The organism is Nocardiopsis sp. KDC1DS13DA1 (genome assembly GCF_055632325.1).
On sequence record NZ_JBVMUY010000039.1, the window covers coordinates 43,120 to 60,594 of the forward strand.

The following is a 17,475-nucleotide window of genomic DNA, read 5'->3' on the forward strand; positions in this document are numbered from 1 at the left end:
CACGTTCTTCCTCTCCTCACCAGGTGTCCACGAACCGGCGTGCGGCGCCGGGGTCCCGTCGCGGTGCGGGCGGTGCGGGCGGCAGCGCCGCCGTGATCCAGCGGCGCGTGTCCGCGGGGTCGATCACGTCGTCGAGCTCGAAGACGGCGGCGGCGTTGACCGCCCTGCCGCGGTCGTGGTGCTCGGCGAGCAGCTCGTCGAAGGCCCGCCGCCGGGCCGCCGGGTCCCCGATCGCCTCCAGCTCGCGCCGGTACCCCAGGCGCACCGCTCCCTCCAGTCCCATGGCGCCGACCTCGCCGGTCGGCCAGGCCACGGTGGCGGCGGGTGTCCGGAAACCGCCGCCGACCATGCCCTGCGCGCCGAGCCCGTAGGCCTTGCGCAGCACGACCGCCAGGACGGGCACCCGGAGGTGGGAGCCGACGACGAACAGCCGCCCGAAGTGCCGGACGGTGGCGGTGCGCTCGGCGTCCGGGCCGACCATGAACCCTGGGGTGTCGCACAGCGAGACCACGGGCAGCCCGTGCGCGTCGCACAGCTGGAGGAACCGCGCCAGCTTGTCCGCCGAGGGCGCGTCGACGGCCCCGCCCAGGTGCGCGGGGTCGTTCGCGACCAGCCCCACCGGGCGGCCCTCGACGCGGACCAGAGCCGTGACCACGCTCCGGCCGAACTCCGGGCGCAGTTCGAGCACCGAGTCGTCGTCGGCCAGCAGCCGGACCGCCTCGCGCACGTCGTAGGCCCGGACCCGGTTCTCCGGGACCACGTGCCGCAGCCGCCGCTGGTCCGCGCAGGTCCAGGTCTCCACCGGCCCCTGGAAGTAGGACAGGTAGCGGCGGGCCGCGTCGACCGCGGCCGCCTCGTCCTCCACCAGGACGTCAACCACGCCGTTGGGGACCTGGACCGAGGTGGGGCCGACCTCCTCGGGCCGGTACCGCCCCAGGCCGCCGCCCTCGATCATCGCCGGGCCGCCCATACCGATCGTCGCGTCCCGGGTGGCGATGATGACGTCGCAGCAGCCGAGCAGCGCCGCGTTGCCCGCGAAGCAGCGGCCCGACGCGATACCGACGGTGGGGACGGCGCCGCTGAGCCGCCCCATGGTGGAGAAGGTGGTGACGTCCAGGCCCGACGCGGTGGTGGTGTCGGTGTCGCCGGGGCGTCCGCCGCCGCCCTCGGCGAACAGCACCACCGGCATCCCCTGCCGTTCGGCGAGGGCGAGCATCCGGTCGGTCTTGCGGTGGTTGGTGTAGCCCTGGGTTCCGGCCAGCACGGTGTAGTCGTAGGACATCACCACGCACCGGGCGGACTCCCCGAACAGGGCCCCGTTGACCCGGCCGACCCCGGTGACCATGCCGTCGGCGGGGGTGTTGGCGACGAGGTCGTCCAGTGCGCGGCGCCGTCGCTGGGCGGCCACGGCCAGCGCGCCGTACTCGGTGAACGAGCCGTCGTCGCACAGGTCGGCGACGTTCTCCCGGGCGGTCCGACGGCCGATACGGCGGCGCCGGGCCACCGCGTCGGGGCGGTTCTGGTCGAGGCCGAACGCGTGCCGCTGCACGACGGCGGCCAGGTCGGGCCGGATCAGGCCGGGGTCGGTCTCCTCCTCGGCCCCGGCGCGCCCGACCGGCGCCCCGTCGGGGTCCAGCCGCACGAGCAGCCGGGCCTCGCCCACCGTGTCGCCGACCTCGGCGCGCACCTCGCGCACGGTGCCGGAACGGCCGGAGGTGACGACGTGCTCCATCTTCATCGACTCCAGCACGACCAGCGGCGTGCCCGCGGCGACCGTGTCACCGGCCCCGACCGGCACGGCCACGACCGTACCGGCCAGGGGGGCGAGCACGTCGGCCGCGTCCGCGGGCCGCGCCGCGGACGCCTCCTCCCCGGAGAGGTCGGGCAGCAGCTCCGCCAGGTGGTCGTCGACGAATCGGGTGGTGGCCGCGCCGGCGCGGAACACCGGGTGGCCCAGGATCGCGCGCAGCAGGGGGATGTTCGTGTCGGGGCCCTCGACGCGGAACTCCGCGAGCGCGGCGCCGACCCGGTCGGCCGCCCGGTCGAGTCCGCCCCGGGGCGCCGACACGACGACCTTGGCCAGCAGCGGGTCGTACCCGCCGTCCGCGACGAGGCCCGCGTGCCCGTGGGTGTCGACCCGCACGCCGGGCCCCGTGGGCACCTCGAAGACCTCCACCGTTCCCGTCGCGGCCCGGGCCGTGCCGTCGCGGTCCGGGCGTTCGAGGTTCACCCGGGCCTGCACGGCCACGCCGCGCGGCTCGGGAACCTCCGGCTGGGTGAGGCCGAGGTCGGCGAGCGTGCGGCCCATGGCCGTCTCCAACTGGGCCACCACGAGGTCGACCCCGGTGACCTCCTCGGTCACGGTGTGCTCGACCTGCACCCGGGGGTTGGCCTCCAGGAAGAACCAGCGCGCGGGGTCGGCGGCGTCGACGAGGAACTCGAACGTGCCCAGACCGCGGTAGCCGACCGCGGACGCCATCCGACAGGCGGCGTCGAGCAGCGGCGCGCGCTCCCGCGGTCGCAGAGAGGTGCACGGCGCCACCTCGACCAGCTTCTGGTGCCGCCGCTGGACGGAGCACTCCCGGTCCCACAGGTGGCTGACCGCGTCGGTGCCGTCGCCGAGCACCTGCACCTCGACGTGCCGCGCGGGGTCGAGCAGCTGTTCCACGTACAGGTCGCCGTCGCCGAACGCCCGCGCGGCCTCGGAGCGGCACCGCTCGAACGCCTCGGCCAGATCCTCCGCACGGCGGACCACGCGCATGCCGCGCCCGCCGCCGCCGGAGGCCGCCTTCACCATGACCGCGGCGCCGGGGCCGAGGCCGTGCAGGAACGTCCCGGCCTCCTCCGGGGTCGTCCCCGCGTCGGTGGCCCGCAGGACCGGCACGTCCTGTGACCGCGCCAGCGAGCGGGCTCGGGCCTTGTCGCCGAGCCGGGCGAGCACCTCGGCGGAGGGGCCGACGAACGTCAGCCCGGCCTCGTGGCACAGTCGCGCGAACCCGGCGTTCTCGCTGAGGAACCCGTAGCCGGGGTGCACCAGCGCGCAGCCGGTGCGTCGGGCGATCGCGACCAGCTGGTCGGCGTCGAGGTAACCGTGTTCGCCGGTCAGCTCGTGCGCGTCGTCGGCCAACCGCGTGTGGAGGGCGGCACGGTCGCTCCGCGGGTGGACTGCGACGGTGCGCAGCCCGAGGGCCCGTGCGGCACGGATGACGCGGACGGCGATCTCGCCGCGGTTGGCGATGAGGACGGCGGTCACGATGGCGACCTTTCGTGTGGTGGACCGGAGGCCGTGAGCGTGTGCTGGGAGGCGGCGCTGACCCCTATGGCATACCGTCTGGTCGGTATGATGATGGGGGTCGCCCGGGGCCGTGTCAAGGGGTGTGACCGTCCCGGGCGGCTCACCCCGTCCCGGCCGCGCCCCGGGAGGACGTGCGCGCGCGCTCCGACCGCCGGCCGTACACGCCGACCGCCCTGCTCACGACCATGAGCACGGCCAGCAGCGCGACGCAGGCGAGGAAGGCCGGGGACAGCGGGTCGGCGGCGTTCTCACCGAGGACCACGAGAGCAGCGGTCGCGGGCAGGCCGCCCAGCGCGGTCCCCACGGCGAACGGGACGGCGCGCAGCCCCGTGACGCCCAGACCGTAGTTGACCGCGGAGAAGGGGACGAGCGGGAACAGGCGCAGCTGGATGACCGCCAGGAGGCCGTACCGGTCGATCGCGCGGTCGAGGCGGGCCCGGAGCACGGGCGGCAGCCGCGCCTCCACGAAGTCGCGGGCGAGGAGGCGGGCGATGCCGAACTGGACCAGAGCGCTGAGGACCCCGCCGGTGAGCGCGGCCGCGATACCCAGCCAGGTGGTGAACACCAGGCCCGCGACGGCGTTCAACAGCGGACGCGGGACCAGCAGGAGCATGGCGACGACGTAGCCGAGGAGGTAGACGGCGGGTCCGGCCGCCCCCGCCGCGTCGATCCAGTCCCTGAGCACGGCGAGGTCGGCGGCGTGGCGACCGGCCACGGCGACGACCGCCAGCCACACGGCGAAGACCGCCACCCGGGTCCACCGCCGCGGTGCCGCCGCCGACCCGCCGCCCGGACCTGCCTCGTCGGGCATCCGCGGCCCAGTCGTCTCCACCGCTTCCAGACCCCTCCCCGGTACCCGGGCCCGGCACGACGGGCGCGCACCGGCGTCCAACCTACGCCACCGTGCGCGGCCCCCGGGGCCGCCGACGGGAGTCCGCGGAGCCGCCCCGCCCGTCACCCTCCCGCCAGGACGACCCCACCAGTCCCAGTTCCGGGGGAGCGGTATCCCCACGGATTCTCGTCGGTGTGTCGGAACCGAGGGTGTCCTCAGGCCCCGACCGGAGCCGGTTCCCCCGCCACGCCGCGGGAGCGACGGGGGAACCGGACGGACCGCAACCGCGACGCCGGCGGCGGGTGGTCGGTCCCAGCGGTCATGATCGTCTCCCGTCCAGGCCATGCGCCCCGAGGGAGAGGACCACCGTTGCTCCGACATCGCCACCTCGCGCCCCTGACCGGCCCGCACACCCCTGGGAGGACCGCCTAGTGCCAACGCCCCCCGAGACCGCCGACCCGCGGGACCCGGCCGACGCCGTCCCCGGCACCTCCCCCGACGGCACCGGCGCGGCGGACGCCGAACTCACCCCCACCCGCTACCTCGCCTACACCCAGGAGGCCGCGAAGGCCACCTGGGTGACGGTGGGCCGCCGGATGCCGACCCTCGTCGCGCACGCCCTCCGACTGGGATGGCGGGCCAACCGCGCCGACCTGCTGGCCACGGTGGCCTGGAACGTCGGGTCCGGGGCGGCCACCGCCTGGGCCCTGGTCATGACCACCCGCGTGCTGGAGCGGCTGTTCACGGCCGCGCCCACCCCCGACCGGATCATGGGCGCCCTGCCGGTGCTCGCCCTCCTGGCGGCGGCGATGGTCGCGCGAGGCCTCTGCTCCACCCTGGCGGGACGCTCCCAGGCCCGGTTGGAGCCCCAGGTGGTCCTGGCCGCCGAGCGCACGTTCAACGAGGCCACCACCAGCGTGTCCCGCGCGGCCTTCGACTCCAGCGCCTTCAACGACCAGGTGTTCCGCTGCTACGCCCGCGGCACCGACGAGTCCGGAGCCCTCGTGCGCTGCACCGTCGACGTGCTCACCGGCCTGGTCAGCATCGTCGCCGCCGCGGGAGTGCTGGCGTCCCTGCACCCGCTCCTGGTGCCTCTGCTGCTGCTGGCGCTGGTGCCCCAGTGGTGGGGGTCGGCGGCCGCGGCCCGGCTGCGGTACCGGGCCATGCTCGCCATGACCGACATGCGCCGCCGCAAGTGGCTGCTGCAACGGATGATGATGGACGACGACAACGCCTCCGAGGTGCGCTCCTACACCATGGAGCACGTGCTGCGCACCGAGTTCGACCGGCTCGGCGAGCGCGAACTGGACGTCCACATGGGCCTGGCCACCCGCACCTCCCTGATCCGGTTGGGCGGGGCCGCCTTCGGCGGGCTGGTCACCCTGGCGGCGTTCGCCGTCCTCGGGGCGCTGATGGTGCGGGGCGTGGTGCCGATCGCGGCCGGCGGCGCCGCGGTGGTCGCGATCCGCGTCGCCCAGGGCTCGCTCAACTCCGCCCTGGGCGCCGTCAGCAGGGTGTACGAGTCGGGGCTGTACTTCGCCGACTTCCTCGACATGGTCGAGACCGCCCGGAGACTGACCCCGCCCGCCTCCCTGCCCCCGGCTCCGGAGGGGTTCGCGCAGATCCAGGTGGAGGGGGTGACGTTCACCTATCCGGGAGACGACGGCTCCGACGACGACGCGCCGCGGCCCCCGGCGCTGGCCGACGTCACCCTCACCCTGGAGCGGGGCAGGACCTACGCGCTGGTGGGGGAGAACGGGTCGGGCAAGTCCACCCTGGCCAAGCTGCTCGCGGGGCTCTACGAACCGGACCGGGGCCGGATCCGGTGGGACGGGGTCGACCTGGCCGACGTGGACGGCGCCAGCCTGCGCCGACGCATCGCGGTCATGGCCCAGGACCACACCCACTGGCCGATGACCGCACGTGAGAACGTCGTCATGGGCACCCCCTTCGGAGCCGGCCGACTGGCCCGCGCCGCGCGTGCCACCCACGCCGACGCCGTGGTGGCCGACCTGCCCCACGGGTGGGAGACGCTGATGGACAAGTCGTTCGCCCAGGGCGTGCAGCCCTCCGGGGGCCAGTGGCAGCGGCTGGCGGCGGCGCGCGCCTTCTACCGCGCCGACGGCGACGACGTCCCGCTGCTCATCGTGGACGAGCCCACCTCGGCCCTGGACGCGCGGGCCGAGTACCGGTTCTTCTCGTCGGTGCACGAGCACGCCGCGCGGACCTCGGCCACGGTCGTGCTGATCACGCACCGGCTGGCGTCGGTGCGCCCGGCCGACGAGATCGTCGTCCTGGACCGGGGGCGGGTGCTGGCTCGGGGGAGCCACGAGCGGCTGCTGGCCACCTGCGACCACTACCGGGAGCTGTGGGAGATGCAGGCCAGCGCCTACCAGGACGTGTGACCGGGTGCCGCTGCGCGCCGCCCACCGGGGCGGGCCGGTCGCGCGTGGCGACCGGCCCGCACCCCGACGCGGCTCCCCTGGCTTCCCACCGCATCCGTGATCCGGCTCCCGCGTCCGGAGAAGGAGGCAACGCCGGATCCGCCGCGGTCGCCAGGACCACAGTGCGTGCGATCGCCGGGTGTAGCTGTGACCGGGGTCGGACACGGCAGGGGGCGAAGACCACAGGCTGCGGCCGGAGGCGTCAGCCGGTGAACGGCGTCATCTCGTCGCCGTGCACGTCGATCGCGCGCACCGTCACGGGCTCGGCGGGCGGCCCGTCTCCGCGCCGCGGTCCGGCCACCGCGAGCACCGGCCCGTCGCCCTCCCCGGCCGCTCCGCCCGACACCGAGAGCTCGGCGACCTCGCGCGAGGCCGCAGCCAGGTAGTGCCACCGTCCTCCGGGGGCGCGCCACCATGTGCCCGCCACCACCTGGCGGTCGAGGTTGCTGCACCCCCACCCGCCGGAGCGCCGCCCGACCGTGGTCGTCTCGGTGCCCTCGTCGGTGCGCACCACCAGGACCGCGCGGGCCAGACCGCCTCCGTCGTGCGTGCCGTAGCGCACGCACACCCACCGCCCCGAGGCCCCGCCGGGCAGCTCCTGCGTGGCGAACTCCCACGCCGTCGCGGTGACCACCGGCTCGCGCGGCGGGCCGCCCGCGCAGCTCACCCGGCCCCAGAGGGAGAACCCGTGCTCGTCGTCCAGCACCTCGTGCGGCCCCAACCGGCGGATCTGCGCCGGTGGCGGCGGCATGTACCCGAGGTGCGCCGTGGCGGGACCGCCGAGGTCCGCCACCGTGTACGGCTGCCCGTGCGCGACGTCCGGGGCCCGCAGGCGCAGCACCGGTCCGGCCCCGCAGTGACCGTCGGCGGACAGCGGCTCGGTCACGCCGTGCTCGTCCAGACCCACCTCGGACCATCCCTCCTCCGGCGCGCCCAGCGAGGCCGACGCCGCCTCGGTCACCCACGGCGGCAGGAGGTAGCGCACGCCGTCGGCGGCCTCCGACAGGCGCAGCGCGGGCCAGTTCGCCACCCCGTTGCCGGGGTCGGGGAACACGTCCAACTCCGTGCCGTCGGCGCCCCGGGCGTACCGGGCGGTCCACGGGGTGTCGTGCAGCACCACCACGCGCCGGCCGTCCACCCGTCCGGCGAACAGCAGCCGCGGGTCCCGCGGCCGCTGTCCCGCGTGCGCGGTCCAGGCGGTCAGCGCCTCGCCCACCAGGTCCGTGTCCTTGATGGAGTCGCCCCGGGCGTGCCAGGCGGTCAGGTCCAGCCGGAAACTCCTCCGCCAGGAGCCCTCGTCGGTGACGACCGTCGCCGCGGGCGGCGGGGAGGGCTCCGATCGCACCGGGCGCGGCGTGGCGGTCGTCAGACCCACCGCTCCCAGGCAGAGGGCGAGCAGGATCGCCGAGGCCAGGACCGCCGAGGCCAGGACGGGCCGTCCGGGGACGGTGCCGCGTCCGCTGACCCGCACCACCGTGGGGTCGGGCGGCCGGAACCCGCCGGGGACGGCCGCCGCTCGGTCGAGCGCGTCCTCGGGGGCGGTCGCCCCGGCGGACCGCAGCAGGCCGGCGGCCTCCGCCCGGGGCAGCGCCTCCACCCGCAGCAGGGCGAAGGCCGCACGGGCGGCCGGGTCGAGCTCCTCCAGGGGCGCCAGGGCCCGGTCGAGGTGGCCGGCGCCGCCCGCGGGGGAGACCCGCAGCCCGGCCGGGCCGCGCGGTCGGCGCGCACGCAGCGCCCGGCGCAGGACCCGGCGGCGCACACGGGGGTACTCGTGTGCGCGCGGGTTGCGCCGTCCCCACGGCAGGGCGTCGGACACCAACCGGTGCGACCAGGCCAGGAGGTCGTGGGCGTGGGATCGTCCGGACAGGGTGAGGAGGGCGAGCAGGACCAGGTTCCGGTAGGGGTCGCGGGGCAGGGGTCGGCCCGCCGGTTCGGTCACGGACATCAGCGCTCCTCGGGATCGTTCCGAACGACCCTAGGGACACCGGTCCGCCGGCATCCGGAGAACGCCGATATCCGTCACCTATGCCCCGAAAGTCCTGTACACAGGTGTTCCGGGGCTCCCGGACCTGCCCGCCACGGACCCGGAGAGAGCCGGTGCCCCCGCACGGGGAGGACTACCGCGACCGGCTTGCGCTCCACCTCCTCCCGCGGGTGGGAGGTTCCACCGAGAGCGCCTCGGAGCGGTCCTGGAAGGTTTCCGTTCGTGCGAAGGTCGTCCGCCGGGGGTGTGGGCGAGAGCCCCGCCGTGCGTCGAACAGCCTCGAACCACCCCGAGCTTCCGCTCCCATCGCGGGAACGGAGCCACCGGTACGAAACACTCCCGGTGGTCATGGACGGTGACCGTCGCGGCCGTTCCGGTGCTCGGGGCATCGCCGCAGTGGTGTCCTGCCGCCACATGTACGAACTCGCCCCGCGCCACGGCGAACCGGGATGGCGCGCCGCCCTCTTCCCGCTGCCGGCGGACGGCATGACCGTCGGCGCCTCCCATGAATCCGCGGGGCGATGCCGGCCACGGCCGTTGGAACGGCCTGGTGTCCTGGCCCCTGCCCCGTCCTCACCGCGGCCGTAGCCGCCAGCGTGGTGGCGGCGGGGGTCCCACGGTGTGGTCGCGGACCGTCCATACCTGGCCGTGCTTGGCGCCGATCGGTACGTACGAGTTGCTCATGTCCGGTTTCCCGCCACGTAAGCAAGTGGCCAGAAGGTTCACCAGGGACCGGAGTCGGACACGTGAGCATCCTCGAGACGCTTACGGAGCAGACAGGGTGCGCTCCGAATCGTGTCGTCTGGAAGCCTCAAGGAGGCTCTGAGCGATTGCCGCCCTTCCAAACCGGAGCATGGCAGTGGGCCGAAGAACAGCAGAGAGCGACAGGGAAGCAGCCGAGCGGGAGGGAGACCGCCGATCGACTCGGCCGTAGGGAGAGCCGGAGAAGGCTGGGCAAGGATCGGGTCCCAAGGACGACGTGCAGTGAGCCTTTTTCATCGTGCTTCGCGGAGTCGAAGCACGAGCTCGGCGCGGGTGATCCTCCCGGTCCGGTGCGGGCAGCACCGCAACCGGCGCAGGACGTCCCAGTTCTTGAGCTGGGCGATGGCCCGCCCACCAGGTGAGCGGAGCTTGGCGTGCTCGGAGTCGGCGTCCTTCTTCCACCGCGGCTTTCCTCGGCCCTTGAACGGGCAGAACACCACCTGCGACAGGCCCACGTACCCCTTGTCACCCAGTCCCAGCAGGCCCGAGGCTTTGACGCGCTCGGCGATCCTCCACACCCGTGCGGCTCTGGCATCGTGCACCGATCCCAGCAGCGACCACGAGGTCCACAGGGGTTCACCGTCCGGGGCCGCGACGACCTGGATGTTCATACCGTGCCGTTGGTGCTTGTCGGAGTAGAACGGGCGGTCGGCCGCGACACGGTCGCAGGCGATCAGGGCGGGAGTCCACGATGACGTAGGTCCACCCTTTCCGGCGTGCGCGGCGCAGCCCCAGTTCCTGGGTGGGCGCCTGCTGTGCGAGCAGGGCCGTGGTCTCGCGCACGCATGCGCCAGGCGGTCGTGGCGTCCACCCCGACCCCTGCCGCGACCCGGGCGAACGGCTCGCCCTTGTGTAGGTGAACCAGCAGGAGCAGGGCCTGCTGCCGGGTCCAGGCGCCGCCATCGGGAGCGGGTGTTCTGGCGGTGGGCGCGGATGGTGCGGGCTGTCAGGTTCAGGGTCCGGCGCGACAACGGCGGCGCGGCAGGACAGAACAGCATCAGAGCCCTCGGTACGGCAGGTTTTCTTGGTCGTTAACCCACCTACCAGGGGCTTCTTACTGTCAGGGACGGTTCCGCACGGTCGGCACACGGCTGTGACCAGCAGCTTCAGGATGAAAAGGGATCAGTGGTCGCGGTGGTGGGCGGGCCGAGCGCGGGTCCCTGACCGGGGCGGTGCCGCGACGACCGGTTGAATCCATCCAGTACGGCTCGGCCGCGTTCGCCGCGGTGTGTGACAGGTTCGGCGTGGTGCGCTCGATGGGCGCGGTGGGAGCGAGCGGGGACAACGCGGCGGGAGTCGTTCAACGCCACGTTGAAGCGGGAGGCGCTGGCTGGGCGGGGTTGAAGGGTGGCCGACCCTTCGCGGCCAGGTCGGCGGTGTTCTCCTGGATCGGCCGGTACAACACCCGGCGGCGGCATTGGGCGAACGGGCGGCCCAGCTCGCTCGTCTGCGAGCAGTGGGCGGTTGGCCTGGGGCTCGCTGCCTGATCAGAGTGTGTCCACCCTTCGGGGGAAGACTCGAACTCAGTCAACAGTGGCGATGGTTTCGGGGTTTGGACGGTGGGGGAGCGGTTCCAGTCGTGGTCGGACACCCGGCCTCGGCTGCGTCGGTGAACCCAAGGCAGCTCTCAGGAGCGCATCGGCCTCTGCCTCAACCCGTATCCGGGTGGTGTGTGGTTGAACGAGTCGACTCCGGGGCGAGCGCTGGAGGCGCTGAACACCGCGGTGCGCGAACGGCCGCTCTCCTCGAATTCCGTGCGGGGCCGCGGTTGGAGTCCGGGGCGGGTGCACGGCCGGTGGTGTGAACCGAGCGGGTCGTGGCCGAGTGGTGCCATAGCGGGACTCGCCCTGCGGTAGCGGTACGGACGGTCGAGCGGGCCCGCCCGTTTCTCGGGCGAGGCCTTCGTCGCCGTCCATGGGAATGACCGGGTCGACACCCGCCTCCGAGAGACCGTTCATCGTGGAGAGGCCGATGTTCCCGGCGCACCCGGATCGGAACGGTTCGGATGGCTTCACGGCCACGGAGCCCCGTCACGCGCGAAATCCACCATCGATCTGTGACGGTGGCGGTCCGGTGTACCGCGTGACTCCTGGCCGCCTCGTCCACATGGCGATGGGGGGCGGTGACCGAGGGGGGCACACCGGCTCGCCGGGGTCCCGTCTCGTTCCTGTCACCTCCTGTTCGGAGCTTGGCTACTACCTATGTGACGTGTTATATATTACACATCACGCCTCAGAGTGGAAGTCTTTGCGTACCGGGTGTCATGTGGAGGGAAGAGCGAGTCCGGGAGCGGGACCGTCGGGCGTGGTAGTCCCCCGAACTGCCAAAATGGGAGTGAGTCTCACATGGCGCTCGACAAGTCCAGAGTGAAGCGAGAGGTTTTCTCCAGTCGCTTCGCGTTCATTGCCGCCGCGATCGGGATGGCGGTGGGTACCGGCAACATCTGGCGGTTCCCGCGCGACGTCGGAGCAGGTGGCGGCGGCACGTTCATCATCGCCCTCGTGCTCGCCAACCTGGTCTGGGCGATCCCGCTGCTGATGTCGGAGTCGCTGCTCGGATCCCGCAGCCGACTCGGAACGATCGGTGCCTTCCGTGACTTCATGGGCCGCAAGTTCGCCTGGATGGGCGGATTCATGGGTGTCGTCACCTTGGGAATCCTGTTCTACTACACCGTGATATGCGGATGGGCGATCCGCTACTTCGTGTACGCGGTGGGCGGCGGGTTCTCCTCTGGCATCGACACGCAGGAGACGCAGGCGCTGTGGGACGGCTTCATCGCCAGTCCGGCCCAGACCATCGGGTTCCACGTGATCGCCGCCCTCCTCGTCGGCTTCGTGGTCATCCGCGGTCTGAGGGGTGGCCTGGAAGCGGTCCTCAAGGTCACCGTCCCGGCGCTGTTCGTGATCCTGGTGCTGCTCGCGATCCGCGCCATGACCCTGCCGGGGGCGGGAGAGGGGTTGCGCTACCTCTTCGTGCCCGAATGGAGCGGGTTCCTCGACGGTCGGATGTGGCTCGGCGCGTTCGTGCAGATGGCCTTCTCCACCGGCGCCGGATGGGGCCTGTACCTGACCTACTCGGTGTACATGCGCAAGAAGGAGGACTTCGCGCTCAACTCGGTGATCGTCGTCACCGGCAACCACCTGGCCTCACTGCTCGCCGGGATCGCGGTCATCTGCACGGTGTTCGCGGTGCAGTCCTCGCAGTACGCGGAGGAGGCGGTCTCCGCCGGCGACCAGGGGCTGATGTTCGTCTACCTCGCCGCGCTGTTCGGCCAGCTGCCGGGCGGCACCTGGTTCTTGGCGCCACTGTTCTTCCTCGTGCTGGTGCTCGCCGGACTGTCCAGCCTGATCTCCATGATGGAGCTGGCCGTGCGCAACGTGATCGACCTCGGGATCGAGCGCGGCAAGGCCGTTGTCGTGATCGTCCTCGTCACCCTCGTCGGCGGCGTGCCCTCCGCGCTCAACATCGATGTGCTGAGCAATCAGGACAACGTCTGGGGCGTCGGGCTGTTGATCAGCGGACTCTTCGCGGCCATCGCCATGATGCGCTACGGCCTGGAGCGTGCGCGCCGCGAACTCGACCTGGCCAGTGACCTCAGGGTCGGCGCGTGGTGGAAGGTCCTGATCGGGCTGTTCCCGCTGATGTTCGCCGTGGTGTTCGGCTGGTTCATGTTCCTGTCCGTCACCGACCCGTCGCAGACCTGGTACGACCCCTTCCAGACGTTCAGCATCGGCACCATGGCGCTCCAGTGGGGACTGCTGTTCGTGGTGATGCTCCTGCTCAACAACCTGTTCGCCCGCAAGATCAAGCGCGGGGCGATGTTCGTCGACGGCGGCGAGACGTCGCTGTCAGACCAGCGGAAGAAGGGCTGACCCGTGGACGCCGAAACCCTGATCTGGACACTGATTCTCTTCGGCGGAACCGTGCTGGCGGTGGTCCTCCTGAGCTACGTCGCGTGGCGCAAGGAACAGGACGGCCGTGCCGACGGCGAGACCAGCACCGAACAGTAGCCGACCGCCGCAACCGAACGCACCCTCGGGTGCGTACCGAGAAGAGGAAGACATGACCACACAGGTTCTGACCGCGGACGAGGTCCGTGCCCTGGTCCCGATGCGAGAGGCCATCGACGCCGTGGGAGAGGCGTTCGTGTCCCTGGCCGCCGGCGAGTTCGAGCAGCCCGTCCGCACCGCCCTGAGGGACGGTGGTTTCCTGGTCATGCCCGTGCACCACCGGCCGACGGCCACCGCGATGGTCAAGACGCTGAGTGTGAACTTCGACCGCCGCCCGGCGATCACCGGCACGGTCATGTGGTCCGACGCCGCACACACGGACCACGTGGTCGCCGACGCGGCCAGCGTGACCGCGCTGCGCACCGGCGCCATCAGCGGGGTGGCCACGGAGGCCCTCGCCCCGGCCGGGGCGAGCCGCCTCGCCCTGATCGGTGCGGGGGCCCAGGCCGCCGACCAGTTCCGCGCGGTGCACGCTGTGCGGCCGCTGACCCGCCTGGTCGTCGTGGACGTCGACCGGGCCCGCGCCGAGAACCTGGTGGAGGCCCTGCGGCCAGAGCTGGACGGAGTGGAGGTGTCGGTGTCCGCCGACCCGGCCGCCGCGGTGGGCGGCGCCGACATCGTGTGCTGCGCGACCTCCTCGAGGACGCCGCTGTTCCCGTTGTCGGCACTGCCCGAGCGGGTGCACGTCAACGCCATCGGTGCCTTCCGCCCGACGATGCGCGAGCTGCCCGACGAACTTATGGGCGAGGCCACCGTCGTCGTCGACGAACTCGACGCCGTCCTGGAGGAGTCGGGCGAGGTCGTGCACGCCCTCGACGCCGGGACCATCTCCAAGGAGGACCTCGTCGAGCTGGCTCACGCCCTGGTCGATCCGCCCCGGCCGAGCGGGCGGACCGTGTTCAAGACGGTCGGCGTCGCCGTCCAGGACTACGCGATCGCCCGCCTGTTGGCGTCGAAGGCGCTGTCCACCAAGGGTTGATCCCCTTCGAGCCGGGCGTGTCGGCCGGTCCCGTGTACGCCACGGGACCGGCCGACACGCAGACGGCCCGCCTGTGGCGCTGCCTCCGCTCCTGATCATGGTGCGCCAACAACAACGAGACCCGACGCCGGTGACAAAGGACGAGGGCTCCGAACTCACGTAAGCCGGGCCTTCGCAGGCGGGGGAGCCCGAGCCCCCGACACGCGAGCCCCCGTTCCGATCGCTGGAACGGGGGCTCGCTCGGGCCGGGCCGGCTGAGGCGGGTCATGCCGCCCCGGCGGCCCGGCCATGCCGGGAGGCGAAGCGCCCCGGGGCGAAGGGGAGCGCCGTCTCGGCGAGGTCGGCGGCCCGTCGGCCGCCCTCGATCTGCGCGGCGATGATCTCCGCCGTCACCGGTGCCAGCGTCACCCCGAGCATGCAGTGTCCGCTCGCGACCAGCACGTTGTCCTTGCCGGGCAGCGGCCCGACGACCGGCAGCCCGTCCGGCGTCATCGGACGCAGGCCCGACCAACCGCGTGGTCGGGTGGTCGGTGGGACGTTCGGCAGGAAGTCGTGGACGGAGCTGACGATGCCCCTCAGTCGGCGCGGGTCGATGGTTTGGCCGAAGCTGCCGAACTCCATCGTTCCGGCGAACCGTACCCGGTCCGACATCGGAGTGACGGTCACCTTGGCCTCGCCGAGGTAGACCGGGCGCCGCAGGGCCACCGCACCGCTGGTGTCGTCGAAACCGTAGCCCTTGCCGGGTTGGACGGGAAGGGAGACACCGGCCAGCCGGGAGAGCCGGGAGGTCCACGCGCCCGCCGCGAGGACGAGGTGGTCGGCGGTGAGCTCCTCGCCCCCGGCGATGACCGAGGTCGCCACCGTGCCCCGGAACCGGATGTCGGTGACGGGACTCTCCCACAGGAACCGGACCCCGAGCTCGCGGCACCGGTCCGTCAGGCCCCGGACCAGACTCGCGGGGTCCACGTGGCGTTCCTGCGGGCAGAGCAGACCCGCGTGCGTGTGCGAGCCGAGCGCGGGTTCGAGGTTCCTGACCTCGTCGCCGGTCAGGGGAGTGACAGTGTGGCCGATGCGCTCCAGCGGCGCCGCCGCCGCCGCGTAGGTCCGCATGCCCTCTGGGGTGTGGAACACCATGAGAGCGCCCTCGCGGTGGTGTTCGAACCGTATGCCCTCCTTCTCGTACTCGTCGAACAGGTCGACGGTCCGTTCGTTGAGGGAGGTGAGCGCCTCCAGTCCCTGCCGGAAGTCCTCGGGGTTGCAGTGGCGCAGCATGCCGACCATGAACCGCACGTGCTCCGGACGCGGGGAGGGGTGGACGTACAAGGGGCTGTCCTTGCGCAGCATCCAGCGCAGAGCCGTTCCGAGCATCCCTGGGGCGGGTACGGGAGCCGAGAGGACCGGCACGATCCACCCGGCGTTGTGGACGGACGCCCCGCTCCCGCCGCGGGTCGCTTCCACGACGGTGACCGCCAGGCCGTCCTGTGCGAGGCGGTAGGCGGTGGCGAGTCCGATCACACCCGCTCCGACGATCACTGCGTGGTCCGTCATCGTTGTCCTCCTGGGGCGAGGTAGCCGCGACCCTGGGGTCCGACCGCCCTCGCGGTCCTCTGCGCCGATGTCACGGCGGGTCGTTCCTCAACCCCACGTGGGTAGAGGTTTTAGTAAGGTATTACACCTCATACCGAGTTGCATGTGAAGAGTCTTTGACGGGTTGTGTGTTCCGTGTTAGGTATCAGGCGTGACCACTTCATCCCGTCCGACCGCAGAGTCCGCGTCCAGCCCCCGACTCAGGACGGTCAGCCTTCGCGAGCAGGCCCGGGAGGCCCTGCGGACCCAGATCGTGCTGGGACAGATCGAACCGGGACAGGTGGAGAGCGTCATCAACATGGCCTCCAAGCTCGGTGTCTCGGTCACCCCGGTCCGCGAAGCGATCATGGACCTGGCCAACCTCGGCATGGTCGAGGTCATCCGCAACCGCGGATTCCGAGTTCCAGCGCTCACCGACCACGACCTCGACGAGATCTTCCAGCTTCGCACGATGCTGGAGGTACCGGCCATGCCCGAGGTCGTCCGGGTGCTGGACGGGGCGCCGATCCCGCGGTTCCGGCGGCTCGCGGAGCAGATCACCGACGCCGCGCGCGAGGGGGACCTGGCCGCCTTCCTCGACCTGGACCGGCAGTTCCACCTCGGCATGCTCGAACTCCTGGGCAACCGCCGCCTCGTGACGACGGTCGGCCAACTGCGCGACCAGGCCCGGATGCGCGGGCTGCAGAAACTGGCCGACCAGGGCGAGCTGACGCAGTCCGGTGAGGAGCACATCGCCCTCGTCGACGCCGTTGAAGCGGGGGACGGTGAACTGGCCGCCGAACTGATGCGCAAGCACCTCAACCACAGCCGCGGGATATGGGCCGGCCGGGAGGAAGCCGACTCCTGAACCAGGTGGCGAGGCGTCCATCCCGTACGTAACGCGACGCGGTTGTGAGCCATGTAGGCCGTGGCCAACCCGAGCGTCAGCGGCAGGTGGCCCAGCAGTGCCGCGAGGCCGGTGCGTTCTTTCTCGGCGCGGTCGGTGCTGGCGTCGGTGGGGCTGACCCTCGGGAAGGCATCGGTTTCCCGGTCGGTCGACAGGCCGAGGCCGACGACGGTGCTGGTACGGCCAGCCAGGTCGTGGCTGTTGTCCCAGGTGGTGATGAGCAGCTGCCCGGCATTGGTGGTGGGGGCACAGGTCGTCCAGAGCCACCGGAGTGCCGTCGGCCAGGGGTGGGCGGAGTAGGCCCCGGCCGTTGAAGACGCTGGGCCAGCGCCGATGAGCGGTGGTCAGCCGGGCGGTGAACGCGGCCGCGTTCTCCTCGGGGTTTCGAAGGTGCGGCGCAGGATGGCGTGTGCTGCGTGGGCGCAGGAGTCCACGACGGAGGTGCGGGTGGAGGCGGTGACCCACACCAGTGGGTCCGTCCGCGCCCCCTCAGCCGGCTCGGGCCCTGCGCTCTGGGCGTGGTCGGACTCCTGGTGGGATGAGTCGGCTCTGCGGACACCTGCGCCGGTGTCCTGCCGCAGGCGGATCGGCCGGGGGTCGAGGCCTCCTGCAGTGGGAACTCCACCTCGGGCGTGGGGGGCCGACCCCCGTCGACCCGTGACCGAACACCCGCCCCGCTCAGGCGGGGACACCCTG

9 protein-coding genes and 1 pseudogene are annotated in these 17,475 nt (G+C 72.4%); 5 read left to right on the plus strand and 5 right to left on the minus strand.

The features are described from left to right. Window positions 1–16: 16 nt before the first annotated feature. Window positions 17–3,253 carry an acetyl-CoA carboxylase family protein gene (locus tag ACTVAJ_RS25385; protein ID WP_470390784.1) on the minus strand — a complete coding sequence of 1,079 codons (3,237 nt, stop codon included), beginning with the start codon at window positions 3,251–3,253 and terminating at the stop codon, window positions 17–19. 142 nt (window positions 3,254–3,395) lie between these two features. After that, window positions 3,396–4,106 (minus strand): TVP38/TMEM64 family protein, encoded by a 711-nt coding sequence (locus ACTVAJ_RS25390; RefSeq protein ID WP_470390785.1) that lies wholly within the window; start codon window positions 4,104–4,106, stop codon window positions 3,396–3,398. A 452-nt stretch (window positions 4,107–4,558) separates the two neighbouring features. Here ACTVAJ_RS25390 and ACTVAJ_RS25395 point away from each other — a divergent pair, with 452 nt between their 5' ends. Next, window positions 4,559–6,532 (plus strand): ATP-binding cassette domain-containing protein, encoded by a 1,974-nt coding sequence (locus ACTVAJ_RS25395; protein WP_470390786.1) that lies wholly within the window; start codon window positions 4,559–4,561, stop codon window positions 6,530–6,532. Window positions 6,533–6,773: 241 nt separating this feature from the next. Here the strand turns inward: ACTVAJ_RS25395 and ACTVAJ_RS25400 are convergent, their stop codons facing one another. Next, on the minus strand, window positions 6,774–8,516 hold the full coding sequence (locus ACTVAJ_RS25400) for a hypothetical protein (RefSeq protein WP_470390787.1): 1,743 nt from the start codon (window positions 8,514–8,516) through the stop codon (window positions 6,774–6,776). Between the two features lie 1,034 nt (window positions 8,517–9,550). Next, a pseudogene (locus ACTVAJ_RS25405) lies at window positions 9,551–10,315 on the minus strand (transposase family protein). Window positions 10,316–11,683: 1,368 nt separating this feature from the next. On the opposite strand from ACTVAJ_RS25405, the gene ACTVAJ_RS25410 reads away from it, so the two are divergent. Genes ACTVAJ_RS25410 through ACTVAJ_RS25420 form a run of 3 tightly spaced genes read left to right on the plus strand, consistent with a single transcriptional unit; the run spans window position 11,684 to window position 14,306 of the window. Continuing rightward, window positions 11,684–13,189 carry a sodium-dependent transporter gene (locus ACTVAJ_RS25410; protein WP_470390788.1) on the plus strand — a complete coding sequence of 502 codons (1,506 nt, stop codon included), beginning with the start codon at window positions 11,684–11,686 and terminating at the stop codon, window positions 13,187–13,189. A gap of 3 nt (window positions 13,190–13,192) precedes the next feature. Next, window positions 13,193–13,327 (plus strand): hypothetical protein, encoded by a 135-nt coding sequence (locus ACTVAJ_RS25415; RefSeq protein WP_470390789.1) that lies wholly within the window; start codon window positions 13,193–13,195, stop codon window positions 13,325–13,327. 52 nt (window positions 13,328–13,379) lie between these two features. After that, the gene (locus tag ACTVAJ_RS25420; RefSeq protein ID WP_470390790.1) at window positions 13,380–14,306 is read left to right on the plus strand and encodes an ornithine cyclodeaminase family protein; all 927 of its coding nucleotides are present in this window, start codon (window positions 13,380–13,382) and stop codon (window positions 14,304–14,306) included. A gap of 264 nt (window positions 14,307–14,570) precedes the next feature. On the opposite strand, the gene ACTVAJ_RS25425 is transcribed toward ACTVAJ_RS25420, so the two are convergent. Continuing rightward, window positions 14,571–15,854 carry an NAD(P)/FAD-dependent oxidoreductase gene (locus tag ACTVAJ_RS25425; protein ID WP_470390791.1) on the minus strand — a complete coding sequence of 428 codons (1,284 nt, stop codon included), beginning with the start codon at window positions 15,852–15,854 and terminating at the stop codon, window positions 14,571–14,573. A gap of 190 nt (window positions 15,855–16,044) precedes the next feature. Between ACTVAJ_RS25425 and ACTVAJ_RS25430 the strand changes: the two genes are divergently transcribed. Beyond that, the gene (locus ACTVAJ_RS25430) at window positions 16,045–16,740 is read left to right on the plus strand and encodes a GntR family transcriptional regulator (protein ID WP_470390792.1); all 696 of its coding nucleotides are present in this window, start codon (window positions 16,045–16,047) and stop codon (window positions 16,738–16,740) included. Window positions 16,741–17,475 lie beyond the last annotated feature (735 nt).

Bases quoted from the DNA above. Each gene is read 5' to 3' on its own strand.
- ACTVAJ_RS25390 (WP_470390785.1), bottom strand. From the start codon at position 4,106: ATGCCCGACGAGGCAGGTCCGGGCGGCGGGTCGGCGGCGGCACCGCGG.
- ACTVAJ_RS25400 (WP_470390787.1), bottom strand. From the start codon at position 8,516: ATGTCCGTGACCGAACCGGCGGGCCGACCCCTGCCCCGCGACCCCTAC.
- ACTVAJ_RS25420 (WP_470390790.1), top strand. From the start codon at position 13,380: ATGACCACACAGGTTCTGACCGCGGACGAGGTCCGTGCCCTGGTCCCG.
- ACTVAJ_RS25425 (WP_470390791.1), bottom strand. From the start codon at position 15,854: ATGACGGACCACGCAGTGATCGTCGGAGCGGGTGTGATCGGACTCGCC.